Raw genomic sequence first — 17,244 nt, 5'->3', positions numbered from 1 at the left:
CGGGTACGTGCGGCCCGGTGGACCGGCTCAGCCGGCGGCCGCTGCCCGGGCCGGGGCCTGCGGCCCGAGGCGGACGGGCAGCGCGGCGAGGTGCCAGGCTGCCGGGTTCGGTCCGCGCTCGACGGCCTCCGGACCGACCGCGAGCGCCAACTCCGGGTACGTCCGCAGCAGCGTCTCGAAGGCGACCACCGCTTCCTGGTGCGCCAGCACCGCGCCCAGGCAGCGGTGGGTGCCGTGCCCGAAGCCCAGGTGCGCCTCGTGGTGCCCGGCGCGGTCCGGCGTGCTCGCCCGGCAGATGTCCAGGCGATCCGGCTCGGCATAGGCCCGCGGGTCGTGGTTGGCTCCGGCCAGGATCGGCATCACCGCCTCGCCCCTGCGGACCAGGGTGCCGGCCAGCGTGAGGTCCTCCGTCGCGTAGCGCGGCACCCCACCGATCGTCGGGCCGCACCAGCGCATCAGCTCGTCGACGGCGGCGGGCAGCCGGCCCGGGTCGGCCCGGAGCAGCTCCAGTTGTTCGGGGTGGGCGAGCAGCGCGGCCGTGCCGTTGCCGATCAGGGTGGCGGTGGTCTCGTGCCCGGCCACGACCAGGTTGAGGATCAGCGAGACGGTCTCGACCGGGGCGAGGCTGTCGCCCTCCGCGGCCGCCAGTCGGGAGAGCAGGTCGTCGGCGGGTTCGCCCCGGCGGAGCTCGACCAGCGAGCGGGCGGCGGCGACCATGGCGCGCAACGCCTCGTCCAGGCCGGGCCCGGCGCCCCGGCCGAGGTAGGAGCTCCAGCGGCGCCACTGCGGGCGGTCGGACTCGGGGATGCCGAGCAGCTCGCAGATCACGGTGACGGGCAGCGGGTACGCGAAGTGCACGACCAGGTCGACCACGCCGTCCGGGTCGGCATGGTCGGGCAGCGCCCGGGCGTACTCCTCGGCGAGCCGTTCGATCCGGGGGCGCAGCCGCTCCACGGCGCCGGCCGTGAAGGCCGGGTGCACCAGACCGCGCATCCGGCGGTGCCGGGCGCCGTCCGCGGCGAAGACCCCGGCGCGCAGGTACTGCGCGCACTCGGGCGGCATACCCCGAGCGCGCCAGACCTGCTCGGTGCGGTGCACGGGGACGGGTGTGGCGGTCCCGTCGGGAGTCGGGCCGTCGGCGGCGGGCCGGTCTGCGGTCAGGTGGTCGGGAACGGGGCCGTCGACGGCGTTCACGTCGTTGACGAAGCGCGGGTCGGACAGCACGGTGCGGACGTCCTGGTAGCGGACGGCGATCCAGAACGGCTCCACGCCGGGGATGGTGGCGCGGGCGAGCGGGGCGCGCTCGCGCAGGTCGGCGAAGGCGGCGAAGGGGTCGCGGATCAGGTGGTCGGCACGCAGGTCGACGGTCTCGGCCGGCTCGGCGGTGGTCACGGCTGCCTCCTCAGTGGTCGTGCGGTCCTCTGGTCCCGGATCGTGACGGATGCGGACGGCACGGTCCCCGGTTTCCAGGCGGGATTCACTCGATCGAGCACAGAGAGCCGTTTCCTCCGGCCGCCGGGAGCCGGGCCTCCGGACCTCCCGCCCCGGCCCGCCCGACGACCGGGGCCGGGCGCGTGGCATGCTCGGGGCCATGACCACCGCACCCGTACCGCCCGTCGCCGCCCTCCGCAACCCGATCGGCGCGCACGTCCCGGTGGCCGGTCGCGGGCTGGCCGGCACCGGCCTGGCGTACGCGGGCCGGGTCGGCGCGGAGACGGTCCAGGTGTTCGTGGCCAACCCGCGCGGCTGGGCCACTCCCCCGGGCAACCCGGCGCAGGACGAGGAGTTCCGTACCGCCTGCGCCGAGCGGGGCGTCCCGGCCTGGGTGCACGCCCCGTACCTGATCAACTTCGGCTCGGACAACCCGGCCACCCGGGAGCGCTCGGCCGACTCGCTGCGGCACTCGCTGCGCCGCGGCCACGCCATCGGCGCGCTCGGCGTCGTCCTGCACACCGGCTCGGCGGTCGGCAGCGCACCCGGCGGCGGCTCGCGCCGGGCCGAGGCGATGGCGCAGGTCCGGTCGGACGTCCGGCCGCTGCTGGAGGAGCTGGACGGGCTCGGCGACGACGCGCCCTGGCTGCTGCTGGAGCCGACGGCGGGGCAGGGCAGCTCGCTCTGCTCGCGGCTGGAGGATCTGGCCGCGTACATGGAGGCGCTGGACCATCACCCGAAGGTGGGGGTCTGCCTGGACACCTGCCACGCCTTCGCCGCCGGGCACGACCTGGCGGAGCCGGGCGGGGTGACGGCCGCCCTGGACGCCCTGGCCGCCGCCGCGGGGCCGGGCCGGCTGCGGCTGATCCACGCCAACGACTCCGAGGACGTCGTCGGCGCCCGCAAGGACCGGCACGCCAACATCGGCGCCGGGATGATCGGCGCCGAGCCCTTCCGCGAGCTGTTCGAGCACCCGGAGACGGCCGGGGTGCCGCTGGTGGTGGAGACCCCGGACCGCAAGCACGGCGGGGACGGCACCGGGCACGCGATGGACATCGCGGTGCTGAAGGAGCTGCGGGAGCGGGCGGCGGTCCGGGGCACCGGGGCCCGCGCCGCGAGGCTGCCGGAGCCCGCCGCCGCCGGGCGGCCGTGAATCCGGGGGCCGACGCCGACGGACGGTCGTGAGCCCGGGGCCCGGGGCCGGACGCTCGTGAGCCCGGGGCCTCCCGTCGCCGGACAGCGGTGAGCCCGGAGGCCGACGGACGGCCTCCGGGCTCGGGGTGCGGAGGGGATCAGCAGCCGCAGTCGCTCTCGCCGTGCTCGGCGAAGTTGAACCAGGTGGCGTGCGGGCCGAACAGGCCGACGCCCGCGGAGCCGGACTCCAGGCTCTGCCCCTCCGACTGCGTCGGAGCGAAGCCCCCCGCCATGGCCGAGGTCGGGACCGCCACCACGGCACCGGCCACGGCGACGATCACGGCGAGCTTGCGGATCTTCCCACGAAGCGACATCTGCTGTCCTTTGGTTCGTCTCTGGTCCTCAACCCGCGCCCCCGACCGGCCGGTTCGGCCGCCCGACGGGCTGGGCGCGCCCCACCGGGGAGGCGCCGCGCCCACGTTGGCACACGAACGCACGGCTTCGGGCGCGCGCCGCAACCGGGCTGAGGCAATCGGGTGAGGCAACTCCCCCGACCGGACGAATCCGGGCGTACGTCCGTGAATCCGGTCGAACAGCCGCGAGGAGGGCGCCGGACGAGTACCCGTCCGGCCGCCCCGCGACCGCAAGTCTTGCGGTGACGGACCCGACGAACTGAACAAATCCCGTCGATTTGGTGCACAGTGCCGCCCGGTCCGAGCATGAACGGTCGCTCCATGGCGCTCCACCGCTCCACCGGGCGGGAGCAGCAGCGAGCGCGGCCGCGCAACCCGGCGGCAGCAGGAGCAGCACCACGAAAGGCGCACCACCCTCATGCAGACCAGTCCCGCCGCACCCCGGCAGGCGACCCGACCGAGCGGCCCGGAGACCCCGGGGCCGGCCGGCTCCCCGCCCACCGGCACCGCACCGACCGGCCCGACGCCGCGGAAGGGCGGCCGCCGCTTCGGGCTGACGACCGCCACCGCCCTGGTGATGGGCAACATCATCGGCGGCGGCATCTTCATGATCCCGGCCGCCGTGGCCCCGTTCGGCACGGTCAGCCTGGTCGCCTTCGTGGTGCTCACCGTGGGCGCGATCGCGCTGGCGCTGGTCTTCGGGCAGCTGGCCCGCCGCAACCCGCGCACCGGCGGGCCGTACGTCTACGCCCGCGAGGCCTTCGGGGACTTCGCCGGCTTCCTGTCCGCCTGGTCGTACTGGATCACCACCTGGGTCAGCAACGCCGCGCTCGCCGTGGCCGCCGTCGGGTACCTGGACGTGCTGCTGCCGCTGCACCACTCCATCCCGCTGGAGATCATCGCCGCGCTGGCCTTCCAGTGGCTGCCGGCGCTGGCCAACCTGGCCGGCACCCGCTACGTCGGGGCGGTCCAACTCGTCTCCACCGTACTGAAGTTCGTCCCGCTGCTGCTGGTCGCGGTGGGCGGGCTGTTCTTCTTCGACCCGAAGAACCTCGGGCCCTTCGACGCCAGCGGCCAGGGCTGGGCCGGCGGGATGTCCGCCGCCGCGGCGATCCTGCTGTTCAGCTACCTGGGTGTGGAGTCGGCGGCGATGAGCGCCGGCAAGGTCCGCGACCCGGAGCGCAACGTCGGCCGGGCCAGCGTGCTCGGGACGGCCGGTGCGGCGGTGGTCTACCTGCTCGGCACCCTGGCGGTGTTCGGCACCGTGGCGCACCAGCAGCTCGTCCACTCCGCCGCGCCGTTCTCGGACGCCGTGAACGCGATGTTCGGCGGCACCTGGGGCGGCACGGCGATCGCCGTCGCCGCGCTGGTCTCGATGACCGGCGCCCTCAACGGCTGGACCCTGCTCTCCGCCCAGGCCCCGTACGCGGCTGCCAAGGACGGCCTGTTCCCGGCCGCCTTCGGCAAGGAGCGGCGCGGGGTGCCGACCTTCGGCGTGCTGGTCAGCGTGGCGCTGGCCTCGGCGCTGACCGTGCTCAACTTCGCCAGCGGCGCGAAGGGCGCCTTCGACATGCTGGTGCTGGTCACCACCTTCACCGCGACCGTGCCGTACCTGCTCTCCACCGCAGCCCAGCTGTACTGGCTGGTGCGCGGGGCCGGCGAGAAGGTCGACGGCGGGCGGCTGGTGCGCGACGCCGTCCTCGGCCTGGGCGCCTTCGCCTTCTCGATCTGGCTGCTCGCCGGGGCCGGCTACGCCGCCGTCTACCAGGGCGTCCTGTTCCTGTTCGCGGGCATCCTGGTCTACGTCTGGATGGCGGGCCGGCGCCGCGACTGAACTCCCGGCGGCAGTCGGAGAAGCCGACACATCCCCTGAAATCCTCGTGAACCTCCGTGGTGCGCGCCGGACTTGTCCGGTGCACGTCCGATGTGCACGAGGATTTCACTTCCCGGGTCTACCCGCGTAGGTCATCGAATCGCCACACTGGCGCACGCAATTCAGCAGTTCATCCGATCTGATGATGGAGCGTCCGCCATGGCCCCCAGCGCACCCGCACGCCGGTTCCTGTCCTGCATACCGGTGGCCGCCGTCCTCGCCGCCGTGACCGTCGTCACGGCCGGCACCCCCGCCCAGGCCGCCCTGCCGACCCCGATCTCCGCGGCCACCGCCCGCACGTACCTCGCCGCGATGCCCGCCACCGCGGAGACCCACGGCGACACCTACGACCGCACGCTGTTCCCGACCTGGATCACCGTCAGCGGCACCTGCGACACCCGCGAGTGGGTCGTCAAGCGGGACGGCAGCAACGTCGCCACCGACACCTCCTGCAAGGCCACCAGCGGCAACTGGTCCTCGCCGTACGACGGCGCGACCACCACCAACGCCTCCTCCTTCGACGTCGACCACCTGGTGCCGCTCTCCGAGGCCTGGGCCTCCGGCGCCTGGGCCTGGACCACCCCCCAGCGCCAGGCCTTCGCCAACGACGTCACCCGCCCCCAGCTGCTGCTGGTCTCCGCGAGCAGCAACCGCTCCAAGGGCGACCGCGACCCGGCCGAGTGGCTCCCCCAGGCCTCCTACCGCTGCACCTACGCCCGCGCCTGGGTGCAGGTGAAGCAGTACTACGGCCTGAGCGTGGACAGCGCCGAGAAGAACGCGCTCACCGGCATCCTCGCCAACTGCTGAACCCCGCGGCCCCCTCGGCCCGGCGCTCACCCCGCGCCGGGCCGCGGTGCCGTACGCGCCCCGCCCGGGTACGCCGGTACAGCGGCGCGGCGGCAGCCGGACGGCGCGCTCACGCAACCCGCTCGGGAACCTCCGCCCCGTCCCGCAGCAGCCTGACCTGCCACCGGACCAGCAGGAAGCAGGGCAGGCAGACCGCGGCCATCGCCAGGAACGCCCAATGCGGGGAGGCCGCGTAGAGCGGGCCGGTGACGGCGGTGACGGCGGCGACACCGAGGCCGATGGCCAACCCGGCGTAGAGCGCCTGGGCGTCCGACCAGAGGTCCTCGGGGACGTGGCCCTGCACGCAGCGCGCGTGCGCGACGTGGGTCAGCGCGAAGGTGCCCGCGTGGAGCGTCTGGGTGAGCACGACGCACACCAGCGGCATCGGCACCGCGAGCAGGCCCCAGCGCAGCACCGAGAGCACCGCGGCGGCGGCGAAGAGGACCGGGACCGGGTAGCGGCCGAGCATCGGCCCCGCGTACTTGAACAGGAGCAGCTCGCACCCCACGGCCAGCGCCAGCATGAGGCTGACGTTGATGCTCGACACGCCGAGCCGGCCGAAGTACTCGACGCCGAAGGCGTAGTAGGCCGCGTGGGCGCCCTGGAGCAGCACGGAACTGCCCAGGCCGAGCGCGTAGACGCGGTTGCGCAGCAGCCGGCCGCGGCCGCCGCCGGCCACGGTCGCCACCGTCGGGAACCCGACGGGGTGCGCCAGGTCCGCCAGCGCGAGCAGCAGGCAGCCGACGACGAAGACCCCCACCAACGCGCCGCTGCCGACCGTCCGCCCGACGACGCCGGACACGCCCAGGCCGAAGAGGAACCCCGCCGAACCGAAGTAGCGGACGCTCCCGTAGTCGACCTGCCCGTTCGCCGCACCGATGGTCGCGAGGGTCTCGCTCAACGGCATCAGCAGTGGGTAGCTGACGCCGACGAGCACCGACACCACCATCATGGAAGCGAACTGAGGATGCGTCAGATAGAGCGGGCTGAGCGCCGTCGCCGTCCAGGCGAGCAGCTGCGACAGTCTCCGGAGCGGGACCGTCCGGCAGAGCACCGGGAAGACGACGGCGATGGAGACCGAGCGCGACAACAGACCGGCGGTGATGACCGCGGTGACCTCCGTCGGTCCGAAACCGGAAGCGAGCAGCCAGACCCCCCAGTAGGAGAGGTACGAGCTCCAGGTCAGGAAGAACAGGAAGAACCTGGCCGACAGCCACACTCGGAACGACATCTCAAGCTGCTCCTACACGTGCTCAGTTACCCGTGGCCAGTTGGGCGACAGCCTCGGCGACCGTCCGTGCCGCCCGCTCGCACTGCTGCTTGTCGACGTCCAAGTGGGCCACCAGGCGGACCGTTTGCGGTCCCATCACCGAGACCCTAACGCCGGACGCCGCGCAGAGCTCCTGCACCCCTGCCGCGTCGGGCACTTCCACGAACACCAGGTTGGTCTGCGGCTCCCGGACGTCCAGTCCGCCGTCGCGCAGCAGACCGGCGATCAGGGCCGCGTTCGCGTGGTCCTCGGCCATCCGCCCGATGTTGTGCTCGAAGGCGTGGATGGCGGCGGCGGCCAGGATCCCGGTCTGCCGCATGGAGCCGCCCATCCGGTGCCGCATGACCCGGGCCTCCTCCACGCGGTCGGCGTCCAGGAGCAGCACGGTGCCGGCGGGCGCGCCGAGCCCCTTGGAGAAGCAGAGGGACAGCGTGTCGAAACAGGCTCCGTAGGCCTCGAAGGGGACGCCGCTGGCGACGTGGGCGTTCCAGATCCGGGCGCCGTCGCAGTGCACCGTGACCCCGGCCTCGCGGGTGACCCGCCGGATCTCCTCCAGCGCGGCCAGCGGGTACACCACGCCGCCGGCGGCGTTGTGGGTGTTCTCCACCGCCACCGCCCGGGTCCCGCTGCCGTAGGCGGTGGCGGGACGGATCATCCGGGCGAGCACCTCCGGGTCGATCAGGCCGTCCTCGGAGACCGTCGTCCGGGTCAGGATCCCGCCGTGCCAGGCGACTCCGCCGTCCTCGTAGAGCAGGAAGTGCGCGCCGGCGTCGGCCAGCAGCTCCTGGCCCGGCGGCACCAGCAGCCGGAGCGCGAGCTGGTTGGCCATGACCCCGCTGGGCAGGAACAGCGCGCCGGTGAACCCGAAGGCGTCGGCGAGCATCCGTTCCAGCCGGATCACCGTGGGGTCGTCGCCGAGGGTGTCGTCGCCGACCTCGGCGGCGGCCATGGCGGCTCGCATGGCCGCGCTGGGCCTGGTGACGGTGTCGCTCCGCAGGTCGATGGTCTGGCTGGTCACGGCGCTCCCTTGGGGTCGGGTGCCGGACGGACGGCCGGGGCCCCGGTGAGGGCGCCGAGGCTGTCCGTCAGGCAGTCGAAGAAGAGGTCCGGGTGGTCCCGGAAGTAGAAGTGGCCGCCCGGAAGGATCCGGACGTCGGACGGGCCGGTGGTGTGCCGGCCCCACTCGCGCAGCCTGCTCTCGTCCTCCCAGTCGTCGGTGGCGCCGAGCGCGAGGACGGGGCAGCTCAGCGGGGCGGTCGGGACGTGCCGGTAGGTCGCGACGACGGTCAGGTCCGCGTGCAGGTTGGCCAGGTACAGCTCGCGCATCCGCGGGTCGTTCCCGAGTTCCGGCGGCAGCGGCCCGTACCGCTCCTCGACCCGGGGGACGAAGTCGACGCCGTCGAGGAGGTGGAGCGGCAGTCCGGGGCGGTGCAGGTGCGGGGGGCCGTTCACGGACACGATGAGCCGCTCCGGCTCCGGGCGTCCGAGCGCCCGCAGCGCGACGGCCGTCTCGTAGGCGACGATCGCGCCGAGGCTGTGCCCGAGGAAGGCGTACGGGCCGGTGAACTCGGCCTGTTCCGTCAACGCGCCGACCAGCTCCCGCAGGTCGGTCATGGCCGGCTCGCGCATCCTGCTGCCGCGGCCCGGGAGTTGGACCCCCCACACCTCGACCTCGGCGGGGAGCCGGTCCGCCCAGCGCAGGTACTCGCCGGGCGAACCGCCGCTGTGCGGGAAGCAGTAGAGGCGCAGGGCGGCGTCGGGTCGACGCTGACGGCACATCAGCCAACGGGGTGCTGCCACGGTCGTCCCCACCTCCTTCCGTCGGTCAGTTCTTCTGCAGCAGCGTGTCGTGGGCCAGCTCGTCGATCGCGCCGTGGTCGACCTTGCCGTTGGGCAGCACGGGCAACCGGGGCAGCGCCACGATGCGGCTCGGTACGGCGACGGCCGGCAGGCGTTCGATGAGGTGCGCCCGGAGGCTGCGCCGGTCGACCTCCCCGGTGGTCGAGCTGACGAAGCCGACCACCTTCTTCCGCCCCTGGACGGTGCAGACGCCGACCGCGGCCGCCGCCACGTCCCGGTGGGTGCGCAGCGCCTGTTCGATCTCGGAGCGGTCGACGCGCATCCCGCCGAGTTTGAGCTGGTGGTCGGCCCGGCCGTGGAAGCGCAGCTCGGCCCCGGCGGTGACGGACACGATGTCCCCCGTGCGGTAGAGCTCGCGGGCCGGCTCGGCGAGGCCCGGTCCGCCGATGTGGAGCTCCCCGGGCTCCCCGGGCGGTACGGCGGCGCCGTCGGCGGAGCGGACGTAGAGGCTGGTCCCGGGGACGGCGCCGCCGATCGGCACGTCCGGGAGGTCCGCGTCCGCCGGGGTGCACTCGTGGACCGCGCTCCACACCGTGCACTCCGTCGGGCCGTACTCGTTGTAGAGCCGGGTGCCCGGGAGCGCGGCGAAGTGCTGCCGGACCAGGTCGGGCGGGCAGGCCTCCCCGGCGACGATCACCGTGGAGAGCGTGCCGGCCCGCTCGGCGAGGCCGCCGCGCAGGGCGATGTCGTAGAGCGACGGGAGCATGAGCAGGTGCGACGCCCGGTGGTCCCGCGCGGCCCGGCCGACCGCCAGCAGGTCCGCCGGGCGGTCGCTCGGGATGACCAGTCGGCCGCCGCAGGCCAGGGTCCAGTAGATGCCGGCGACCGAGCTGTCGAAGGAGATCGACGAGCAGAGCAGGAAGGTGGAGACCGGCGTCGGGTAGTACGCGAGCCGGGCCGCGGTCGAGGCCGCCAGCGCGGCGGCGGAGATCGTGACGCCCTTCGGCCGGCCGGTCGACCCGCTGGTGAAGCAGGTGTACGCCAGGGTGCCGCGGACGGTCCCGCCCCGGGGGCCGTCGGTGTCGGCCGGCACCGTGCGGAGGCCGTCGAGCCGGACGTCCAGCCCGGGCTCCGACACCGCGAACCGCGCGCCGCTGGCCTCCGCGATGTAGCGCTGCCTGGCGACCGGGAACCCCGCGTCCACGGGGACGTACCGCGCTCCGGCCCGCAGCACCCCGAGCATGGCGACGACCGCCCAGCGGGACAGCCGCGCGTGCACGACGACCGGGCTGTCCGGCTCCACCCCGGCGGCCCGCAGCGCGGTGGCGACCACGGCGGACCGCTCGTCCAGCTCGGCGTGGTCGAGCGATCCCCCGGCGTCCACGACCGCCGCGCCCCGGCCCCGGAACGGTTCGACCAGGTCGAGGATGTGCGGCGGGGCGTCGAGCGGCACGACCGGCAGGTCCGGTACCCAGTGGGTCATCCGCCTCAGCCCTTCACGGTGGCCCCGCGGGGCACGCCCGCGACGGGCACCCGCTTGAAGCCGGCCAGGAACGTCGAGTGCATCCGCTCGATCCCGCCGACCACCTCGATCGAGGAGAACGTCGCGAACAGCTCGGTGAACAGCAGGCGCAGGGCCAGCCGGGCGAGGTGCGAGCCGACGCAGTAGTGGTGGCCGACACCGAAGGCGAGGTGCCGGTTGGGGCGCCGCCGGATGTCGAACACGTCGGGGTCGGGGAAGACCTCGGCGTCCCGGTTGGCCGAGGCGAGGTAGGCGACCACGGCGTCGCCCTCGGCGATCCGCACGCCGGAGAGTTCGACCGGCTGGAGCGCGTAACGCATGAAGTTGCTGGCCGGCGTGGCCCAGCGCAGGGCCTCCTCGATGCCGGAGTCCAGCAGCTCCGGGTGCGAGGCCCAGTCCTCGTACCGCGGGCTGCCGGCCAGTTCGACGATCGCGGCGATCGGGACGTGCGGCAGCGTTCCGGCCGAACCCAGCAGCATGCTGTAGCAGTTGGAGATCACCGAGCCGGTCGAGATGGGCTCGCCGTCCACCTCGGTCTCGGCCAGCACGCTGATCAGGTCGTCGCCGGGATCCCGCAGCCGGGCCCGGACCAGGTCCGAGAAGTAGGCGAAGATCTCCCGGTGGCCGCGCTTGAGGGTCGGCTCCACACCGCCCGGCAGCTGGAACTCCGGGTCCTCCTCCGCCGTCGACATCATGGCCAGGCGGATGAGGCGCTCGTGGTCCTCGGCGGGCAGCCCGAGGATGGGGCTGAGGGCGACCAGGGGCAGCCGGGCCATCGCGACCGCGAAGTCGAAGGGCTGTCCGTCGGCTCCGGGGGCGAGCAGGTCACGGATGCCGGCCTGGATCCGGTCGGAGAACGAGGCGAGCGGCTTGACGGCGAGGGCCTGCTTGAGCGGGATCCGCGCCCGGTCGTGGTGCGGCGGGTCGGTCGCCGCCAGCTGCTTCCCGGCCGCCGGGTCGCCTCGGCCGAGCAGGTTGAGCAGGGTGCCCCGCTCCGAGGTGAAGGCGGAGTAGTCGTGCAGCACCCGCTCGACGTCGGCGTACCGGGTGACGACCCAGTAGCCGCCGCCACGGCCGGAGTTCGGCTGCCAGTGGACCGGGTCGTGTTCGCGGAGGCGGCGCCAGACCTCGTGCGGTTCGCCCTGGGAGTAGAGCGCGGGGTCGGTGAGGTCACCCGCCGTGCCGGTGCTCACTGCCGGCCTCCCGGGTACGCCTCGGCCGTCCCGGGCCGGGCCGCCGCCACCGCCTCTTCGATCACCTGGGTCAACTCCGCGATGGTGGGCGACAGGAAGAGGGTCGTGGCCGACACCTCCACCCCGAATTCCCGGTCGATGTCCCCCTGCAGTTCCGCGGCGGTCAGCGAGTCGCCGCCGAGTTCGAAGAAGTCCTCGTCCAGGCCGATCGACGAGATCTCCAGCCGGGCGGCCCATAATTGTGCGAGGCGTTCCTGGACCGACGTCTGCCGTGCTGTTTCCACTGCCACGAGCAACTCCCTTACGCGTCGAAGGAATAGACCGAGAAGAGAGGCACGCTCACGCGCGACCTTCCCTTCAGGAACGACTTCTCGATCAAGCACGTGATTCCGACCACCGTGGCGCCCAGCTCCTCGAGCATTTCCACGGCGGCCGCCACCGAGTTCCCGGTCGCGACGATGTCGTCATGGATGAGGACCCGGGCACCGGGCGGCACCAGGTCCTTGCGAATCTCGATCCGGTCGGTCGAGTATTCGCCGGAGAACGTCCGCCCCACCGTCTCGCCCGGCAGCTTCCCCTCTTTGCGAATGGCCAGGAAGCCGCAGCCCAGGCGGTCCGCCAGGGCCCCACCGAGGATGAAGCCGCGCGCGTCTATGCCGGCGACGTAGTCCGGGGCGAGTGGAGTCGACCACTCCGTGAGGCCGTCGATCGCCGCACCGAAGGACTCCCGGCTGGCCAGGACGGGCATGACGTCGCGGAACGCCACGCCGGCCCGGAAGTCCTTGAACACTGGAACCGTTGATTCGCCGTCCCGCTGATGACCGGTCTTCATGAGTCCTCCTTGCTGCCGTACGGCAGTGAAAGGTCCCGGCGAGCGCTCGAGCCCGTGAGCCTGTGAGCACGTGAGCACGTGAGCACGCGGGTACGTGAGCACGCGGGCACGCCAGGAAAGGCCTGCTACTGAAAGTGGTTCCGGATTTGCAGAGTGAGGGGGACGATCCGCCATCGTGCCGAAGCGGCCGATGCGCCTGCCCGGGGAAATGGTTCTCCTACACCGGAAATCTCATCGGCGGGCTCTTCCAGAGCCGGGAGCCCCCTGGGCACGTTCACGCAGCCCGTGGCAGTCGGATCACTGGTCAACACCAGAACTTCATCGGCAAACACAGCCCCCCGGTTGATTCCGCACCGCTAGCTGGCGTGTTCATGACGCTACAGACGAAGCTACATCGCGGGCGACCCCTCGGCAAGATCGCCTGGTCTTTCATCCAGGGGGAAACAGTAATTGACGGTAAGTCAGGCCGAAAATGCCCTGGCCGCACCGGCATTGGCGTCGAAATCATCGGGTCTGCCGGATTGCGGGCGGTTTGCCGGAGTCGGTCGCCTGCGGCTCCCCATGCGCCCGCCGGGAACCCGACCTGTCAACAGGCCTCGGGCCCTGAGGTCTGACGAAGTCTCAAACTTGCTTCGCCACAAGCTTGGTCGGATCATTGCTGCCATGAACACGACCGAGAACGCGTCCCCCGCACCCGCACTGACCATAGGGTTCGACCTCGACATGACGCTGGCCGACGGCCGGCCGGGCATCAAGGCGGTGCTGGACATGGTGGCGGCCGAGACGGGGGTCGCCATCGACAGCGACCTGGCGATCACCCGCGTCGGCCCGCCGATCGAGGAGGAGCTGGCCAACTGGTTCCCCGCCGACGAGGTGGACGCGGCCGCCGACCGGTACCGGGCGCTGTTCCCCCAATACGGCGCCCCGGTGGGCGAGTTGCTGCCCGGCGCGCTGGAGGCGATCGCCGCCGTCCACCGGCACGGCGGTCGGACGATCGTCGTCACCGGCAAGTTCGAGCCCAACGCCCGGCTGAACCTCGCCGCGCTCGGCATCAAGGTCGACGACGTCTTCGGCTCGGTCTTCGCCGACCGCAAGGGCGCCGTCCTGCGCGAGCAGGGCGCCTCCGTCTACGTCGGCGACCACCTCGGCGACATCACCGGGGCGCGGGCCGGCGGCGCCCTCGCGGTGACCGTGGCCACCGGGCCGTTCACCGCGGACCACCTGCGCGAGGCGGGTGCCGACGTCGTCCTGAAGGACCTGACCGAGTTCCCGGGGTGGCTCGACGCCCACCTCGCCGGCTGACGGCACCGGACCCGCGGGTGGTCGAGCCTCCGGCTCTCGATCACCCGCGGGTCCGGTCATGCACGGGCCCGGTCGCCCGCGGGTCCGTTCGTCGTCGGCCCGTTCGTCGCGGGTACGCCCGCGGGGTCCCTTCAGCGGGGTTCCGCGTCGCGACCGCTCACGCCGTTGCTCAGGCGACCGTCCCGGAGGTGTCCCGCAGGGTGACGCTCGCGTGGCTCTCCTGGAAGCTCTGCTCGGACACCAGGGTCAGCCGCGCGGTGGACTGGAACTCCGGCAGCGTCACGGAACCGCAGGAGACCATGGTGGACTTGATCTTCGCCATGGTGGTGGCCAGGCCCTCGTTGAGGTCGCCGGCGTAGGGAACGTAGCCGTCGACCCCCTCCTCGAAGACCAGCCCCTGGCCGCCCTGGCCGTAGCGCTGCCAGTTGCGGGCACGGTTGGAGCCCTCGCCCCAGTACTCCTTGACGAAGCCGTCCCTGGTCGGGACCTTCGCGCCGGGTGCCTGGTCGAAGCGGGCGAAGTACCGCCCCATCATGACGAAGTCCGCGCCCATCGCCAGCGCCAGGGCCACGTGGTAGTCCTCCACCAGGCCGCCGTCGGAGCAGAGCGGCACGTAGTCGCCGGTGCGCTCCAGGAAGGCGTCCCGGGCGGCGGCGACGTCGAGGACGGCGCTGGCCTGGCCCCGGCCGATGCCCTTCTGGTCGCGCGTGATGCAGATGGAGCCGCCGCCCACACCGATCTTCACGAAGTCGGCGCCGGCCTCGGCGAGGAACGTGAACGCCTCGCCGTCCACCACGTTGCCGCCGCCGATCGGGATCTCCGGGTAGTTCTTCTTCGTCCAGGTCAGCGCCTCCGCCTGCCAGTCGCTGTAGCCGTCGGACGAGTCGAAGCACAGGACGTCCGCGCCCGCCTCCAACAGGGCCGGAACCCGCTCGCGGTAGTCGTGGGTGTTGACGCCCGCGCCCACGCGCAGGCGCTTGCCGCCGTCCACGACCTGGTTCGGGAAGCGCTTGTTGTCCGCGTAGTCGGACCGGAACACCAGGTGCTGGAGGTGCCCCTCGCCGTCCAGCACCGGGAGGCAGTCCAGCCGCTCCTCCCACAGCCTCGCGTTCGCCTCGGAGAGGGTGACGTCGCCACCCGCGTGGGGCAGCTCGCCGAGGGGGGTCATCCGGCCGCTGACGGGACCGTCGAGGTCGTGCCGCTGGGGGTGGAAGTCGCGCGAGGTCACCAGGCCGAGCAGGCGCCCGGTCGCCGTCCCGTCGTGGGTGACGGCGGCGGTGCTGTGGCCGGTCCGGCGCATCACCGCGACCAGGTCGCGGAGGGTGTCGTCGGGCCGGACGTTGGTGTCGCTGGTGACGAAACCGGCCTTGAAGTTCTTCACCTTCCGGACGGCCGCCGCCTGTTCCTCGACCGGCTGGTTGTGGTGGATGAAGCTCAGACCGCCGTTGCGGGCGAGCGCGATCGCGAGCTCCGGGGAGCTGACCGCCTGCATGATCGCCGACACGAACGGGGCGTGCAGCTCGATCGCCGAGGCCTCGCCCACCCGGTGCCGCACCAGGGGCGTCCGGAGATCAACGGCCGCGGGCCTGCAGTCGGTCCGAGTCCGGTTCGGGAGCAGCAGGTACTCGTTGAACGTCCGCGACACCTCGGCGATGATCTGTGCCATGCATTCCTCCTGATCCCGAGCGGGCGGCGCCGGTCGGCCCGACCGCGAAGACCGCGCCCGTGCCCGACGGCTCGACCGGTCAGGTTCACGGACGGGCACGGCGGAGCTCCGCCCCACCAGGGCGCGCATCCTGACCGGGCCTCAGGTGCGAGGCGCGGCAGTTGACTACGCACCTTATCGACTGCCCGACTTGTTGACGAATCACCGTCATCGCCGTCGGCGGCTCCCGAGGAGCGGTGCACCCGGCGGTACGGACACGGAGAACCGAGGTGTCGTCAACGGCACTTGACGACGCGGACGGCTCCGGTCGGGCGGCGGACCCCGGGCCGGAGACTCCACGCGCGGGTGGGGCGGGACCAGCCCGTCGCGTCCGCGCGTGGGCCGTTCGCCTACTCGCCCGGTCGCCCGGCGGGGCCCGGGAGCGCGGCCGGTCGGCGACGCCGCGCGGCGGTGTGACCCGAACGGGTCCGGTCGGCGGGCGGCGTGGTGGGGTGGGCCCTAGGTTGCGGTGCCAGGGGGTCATCCGAGCGGAAGGCTGTATCTGGCATGGCCGGGAAATTCGAACTGTACGTGGACGAGGGCGGCATGCACCGGTTCCGGCTCAAGGCGAGCAACGGGACGATCGTGGTGACCGGCGACCCGCAGGAGAGCAAGGACGACTGCCTGAGGAGCATCGCGTCGATCCGCAAGCTCGCGCCGTACGCGGAACTCAAGGAGACCGCCGGGTCGGTGTGACGGTCCGGGCCCCGACGCACGGGACGGTGTGACGGGCCGGGACGCGGGACGGTGTGACAGGCCGGGATCCGACGCACGGGACGGTGTGGCGGGCCCGGCTCCGGAGCGCGGGTCGGCGGTGCAAATCGCCGACCCGCGTTCGCCTCTACGACAGATCCCTTTGGCCGGGTGCACGCCGGACGCGGACAGAACACTGGCATGCGCGTCGTCATCGTCACCGAATCCTTCCCGCCCGAGGTCAACGGAGTCGCCCACAGCGTGCTGCGGACGGCCGAGCACCTGGTCCGCCGGGGCCACCGGCCCCTTGTCGTCACCCCCTCGCCGGCGCGGGGCGCCGAGTGCCCGCCGGAGACCTTCGGCGGCGGCGCGGTGCCGGAGATTCCCGTGGTGCGCATCCCGTCGGTGCCGCTGCCGGGATACCCCCAGGTACGGATCGCCCTGCCCAGTCGGCAGCTGGCGGCCGCCGTCGCCGGACACCGGCCGGACCTCGTCCACCTGGCCAGCCCGTTCGTGCTCGGCGCGCGCGGGATGCAGGTCGCGGCGCGGCTCGGGGTGCCCGCCGTCGCCGTCTACCAGACCGATCTGGCCGGGTACGCGCACGCCTACCGGGCCGGGCGGGGGCTCGGGGAGGCCGCCGCCTGGCGGCGGATCCGGGCCGTGCACCGCGCGGCCGCCCGTACCCTGGCGCCCTCCACCCCCGCCGCCCAGGACCTCACCGCGCACGGGGTGCCGAGGGTGCAGCTGTGGCCGCGCGGAGTGGACTCGGTGCGGTTCCACCCCCGGCACCGGGACGAGGCGCTGCACCGGGCGCTCGCCCCGGGCGGGGAGGTGCTGGTCGGGTACGTCGGACGGCTGGCGCCGGAGAAGCGAGTCGACCTGCTGGCGGCGGCCTCGGCACTGCCCGGGGTACGGGTGGTGGTCGTCGGGGACGGCCCCTCGGCGCCCGGCCTGAAGGCCTCGATGCCGGGCGCCGTGTTCCTCGGCCGGCGCACCGGGGACGAGCTCGCGCGCTGCTTCGCCACCCTGGACGTCTTCGTGCACACCGGTCCGCTGGAGACCTTCTGTCAGACCATCCAGGAGGCGATGGCCAGCGGCGTACCGGTGATCGGCCCCGCGGCGGGCGGCCCGCTGGACCTGGTCGCCCACCACCGCACCGGCCTGCTGGTGCCGCCCCGGGACGCCGCCGCGGTGGCCCGGGCGGTCGCCGAGCTGGCCGCCGACCCGGCG

At 73.2% G+C, this 17,244-nt stretch carries 16 protein-coding genes; 6 read left to right on the top strand and 10 right to left on the bottom strand.

Going from position 1 to position 17,244, the window contains the following annotated elements:
- Positions 1 to 27 precede the first annotated feature (27 nt).
- Positions 28 to 1,392: a cytochrome P450 gene (locus AE652_RS16385; RefSeq protein ID WP_049652124.1), complete on the bottom strand. Its 1,365-nt coding sequence runs from the start codon at positions 1,390 to 1,392 to the stop codon at positions 28 to 30.
- Positions 1,393 to 1,591: 199 nt separating this feature from the next.
- Here AE652_RS16385 and AE652_RS16380 point away from each other — a divergent pair, with 199 nt between their 5' ends.
- The gene (locus AE652_RS16380; protein ID WP_082345757.1) at positions 1,592 to 2,584 is read left to right on the top strand and encodes a deoxyribonuclease IV; all 993 of its coding nucleotides are present in this window, start codon (positions 1,592 to 1,594) and stop codon (positions 2,582 to 2,584) included.
- A gap of 139 nt (positions 2,585 to 2,723) precedes the next feature.
- Here the strand turns inward: AE652_RS16380 and AE652_RS16375 are convergent, their stop codons facing one another.
- Positions 2,724 to 2,939 (bottom strand): hypothetical protein, encoded by a 216-nt coding sequence (locus AE652_RS16375; RefSeq protein ID WP_049652123.1) that lies wholly within the window; start codon positions 2,937 to 2,939, stop codon positions 2,724 to 2,726.
- A 457-nt stretch (positions 2,940 to 3,396) separates the two neighbouring features.
- Here AE652_RS16375 and AE652_RS16370 point away from each other — a divergent pair, with 457 nt between their 5' ends.
- On the top strand, positions 3,397 to 4,812 hold the full coding sequence (locus AE652_RS16370) for an amino acid permease (RefSeq protein WP_049652122.1): 1,416 nt from the start codon (positions 3,397 to 3,399) through the stop codon (positions 4,810 to 4,812).
- A 198-nt stretch (positions 4,813 to 5,010) separates the two neighbouring features.
- Positions 5,011 to 5,658, top strand: a complete 648-nt coding sequence (locus AE652_RS16365; RefSeq protein ID WP_049652121.1) for an HNH endonuclease family protein — start codon at positions 5,011 to 5,013, stop codon at positions 5,656 to 5,658.
- Positions 5,659 to 5,767: 109 nt separating this feature from the next.
- Here AE652_RS16365 and AE652_RS16360 read toward each other — a convergent pair whose 3' ends face one another.
- The 7 genes from AE652_RS16360 to AE652_RS16330 are packed head-to-tail and all read right to left on the bottom strand — an operon-like array spanning position 5,768 to position 12,314.
- Positions 5,768 to 6,928 (bottom strand): MFS transporter, encoded by a 1,161-nt coding sequence (locus AE652_RS16360; RefSeq protein WP_079272524.1) that lies wholly within the window; start codon positions 6,926 to 6,928, stop codon positions 5,768 to 5,770.
- A gap of 22 nt (positions 6,929 to 6,950) precedes the next feature.
- Positions 6,951 to 7,985: a low specificity L-threonine aldolase gene (locus AE652_RS16355; protein ID WP_063780173.1), complete on the bottom strand. Its 1,035-nt coding sequence runs from the start codon at positions 7,983 to 7,985 to the stop codon at positions 6,951 to 6,953.
- Entirely contained in the window at positions 7,982 to 8,767 is a 786-nt protein-coding gene (locus tag AE652_RS16350; RefSeq protein WP_159028461.1) for a thioesterase II family protein, read from the bottom strand. The genes AE652_RS16355 and AE652_RS16350 overlap by 4 nt, the downstream gene beginning before the upstream one ends.
- A 25-nt stretch (positions 8,768 to 8,792) precedes the next feature.
- Positions 8,793 to 10,250, bottom strand: coding sequence for an amino acid adenylation domain-containing protein (locus AE652_RS16345; protein ID WP_049652118.1), 1,458 nt, complete (start codon positions 10,248 to 10,250; stop codon positions 8,793 to 8,795).
- Between the two features lie 5 nt (positions 10,251 to 10,255).
- Positions 10,256 to 11,482, bottom strand: a complete 1,227-nt coding sequence (locus AE652_RS16340) for a cytochrome P450 (RefSeq protein WP_049652117.1) — start codon at positions 11,480 to 11,482, stop codon at positions 10,256 to 10,258.
- Complete coding sequence (locus tag AE652_RS16335; RefSeq protein ID WP_049652116.1) at positions 11,479 to 11,772, bottom strand: acyl carrier protein; 294 nt, start codon at positions 11,770 to 11,772, stop codon at positions 11,479 to 11,481. Before AE652_RS16335 ends, AE652_RS16340 begins: the two co-directional genes overlap by 4 nt.
- Positions 11,773 to 11,783: 11 nt before the next feature.
- Positions 11,784 to 12,314, bottom strand: coding sequence for an adenine phosphoribosyltransferase (locus AE652_RS16330; RefSeq protein ID WP_049652115.1), 531 nt, complete (start codon positions 12,312 to 12,314; stop codon positions 11,784 to 11,786).
- Between the two features lie 663 nt (positions 12,315 to 12,977).
- Between AE652_RS16330 and AE652_RS16325 the strand changes: the two genes are divergently transcribed.
- Complete coding sequence (locus AE652_RS16325; protein ID WP_049652114.1) at positions 12,978 to 13,616, top strand: HAD family hydrolase; 639 nt, start codon at positions 12,978 to 12,980, stop codon at positions 13,614 to 13,616.
- A 169-nt stretch (positions 13,617 to 13,785) separates the two neighbouring features.
- Here AE652_RS16325 and AE652_RS16320 read toward each other — a convergent pair whose 3' ends face one another.
- Entirely contained in the window at positions 13,786 to 15,282 is a 1,497-nt protein-coding gene (locus AE652_RS16320; RefSeq protein ID WP_049652113.1) for an IMP dehydrogenase, read from the bottom strand.
- Positions 15,283 to 15,828: 546 nt separating this feature from the next.
- Here AE652_RS16320 and AE652_RS16315 point away from each other — a divergent pair.
- Positions 15,829 to 16,017, top strand: coding sequence for a DUF1508 domain-containing protein (locus AE652_RS16315; protein ID WP_049652112.1), 189 nt, complete (start codon positions 15,829 to 15,831; stop codon positions 16,015 to 16,017).
- Positions 16,018 to 16,215: 198 nt separating this feature from the next.
- On the top strand, positions 16,216 to 17,244 hold a 1,029-nt coding region (locus tag AE652_RS16310), incomplete at its 3' end, for a glycosyltransferase family 1 protein (protein ID WP_049652111.1).

Origin of the sequence: Kitasatospora sp. MY 5-36 (assembly GCF_001182915.1) — a bacterium.
Lineage (GTDB): Bacteria > Actinomycetota > Actinomycetes > Streptomycetales > Streptomycetaceae > Kitasatospora.
Note: the sequence above shows the minus strand (reverse complement) of the source record. Positions and strands in the feature narration are given on the sequence as shown.

What these genes read in the sequence shown, in the direction of transcription:
- AE652_RS16380 (WP_082345757.1), top strand. Translation starts at nt 1,592, where the DNA reads ATGACCACCGCACCCGTACCGCCCGTCGCCGCCCTCCGCAACCCGATC.
- AE652_RS16375 (WP_049652123.1), bottom strand. Translation starts at nt 2,939, where the DNA reads ATGTCGCTTCGTGGGAAGATCCGCAAGCTCGCCGTGATCGTCGCCGTG.
- AE652_RS16370 (WP_049652122.1), top strand. Translation starts at nt 3,397, where the DNA reads ATGCAGACCAGTCCCGCCGCACCCCGGCAGGCGACCCGACCGAGCGGC.
- AE652_RS16365 (WP_049652121.1), top strand. Translation starts at nt 5,011, where the DNA reads ATGGCCCCCAGCGCACCCGCACGCCGGTTCCTGTCCTGCATACCGGTG.
- AE652_RS16360 (WP_079272524.1), bottom strand. Translation starts at nt 6,928, where the DNA reads ATGTCGTTCCGAGTGTGGCTGTCGGCCAGGTTCTTCCTGTTCTTCCTG.
- AE652_RS16345 (WP_049652118.1), bottom strand. Translation starts at nt 10,250, where the DNA reads ATGACCCACTGGGTACCGGACCTGCCGGTCGTGCCGCTCGACGCCCCG.
- AE652_RS16330 (WP_049652115.1), bottom strand. Translation starts at nt 12,314, where the DNA reads ATGAAGACCGGTCATCAGCGGGACGGCGAATCAACGGTTCCAGTGTTC.
- AE652_RS16325 (WP_049652114.1), top strand. Translation starts at nt 12,978, where the DNA reads ATGAACACGACCGAGAACGCGTCCCCCGCACCCGCACTGACCATAGGG.
- AE652_RS16320 (WP_049652113.1), bottom strand. Translation starts at nt 15,282, where the DNA reads ATGGCACAGATCATCGCCGAGGTGTCGCGGACGTTCAACGAGTACCTG.
- AE652_RS16315 (WP_049652112.1), top strand. Translation starts at nt 15,829, where the DNA reads ATGGCCGGGAAATTCGAACTGTACGTGGACGAGGGCGGCATGCACCGG.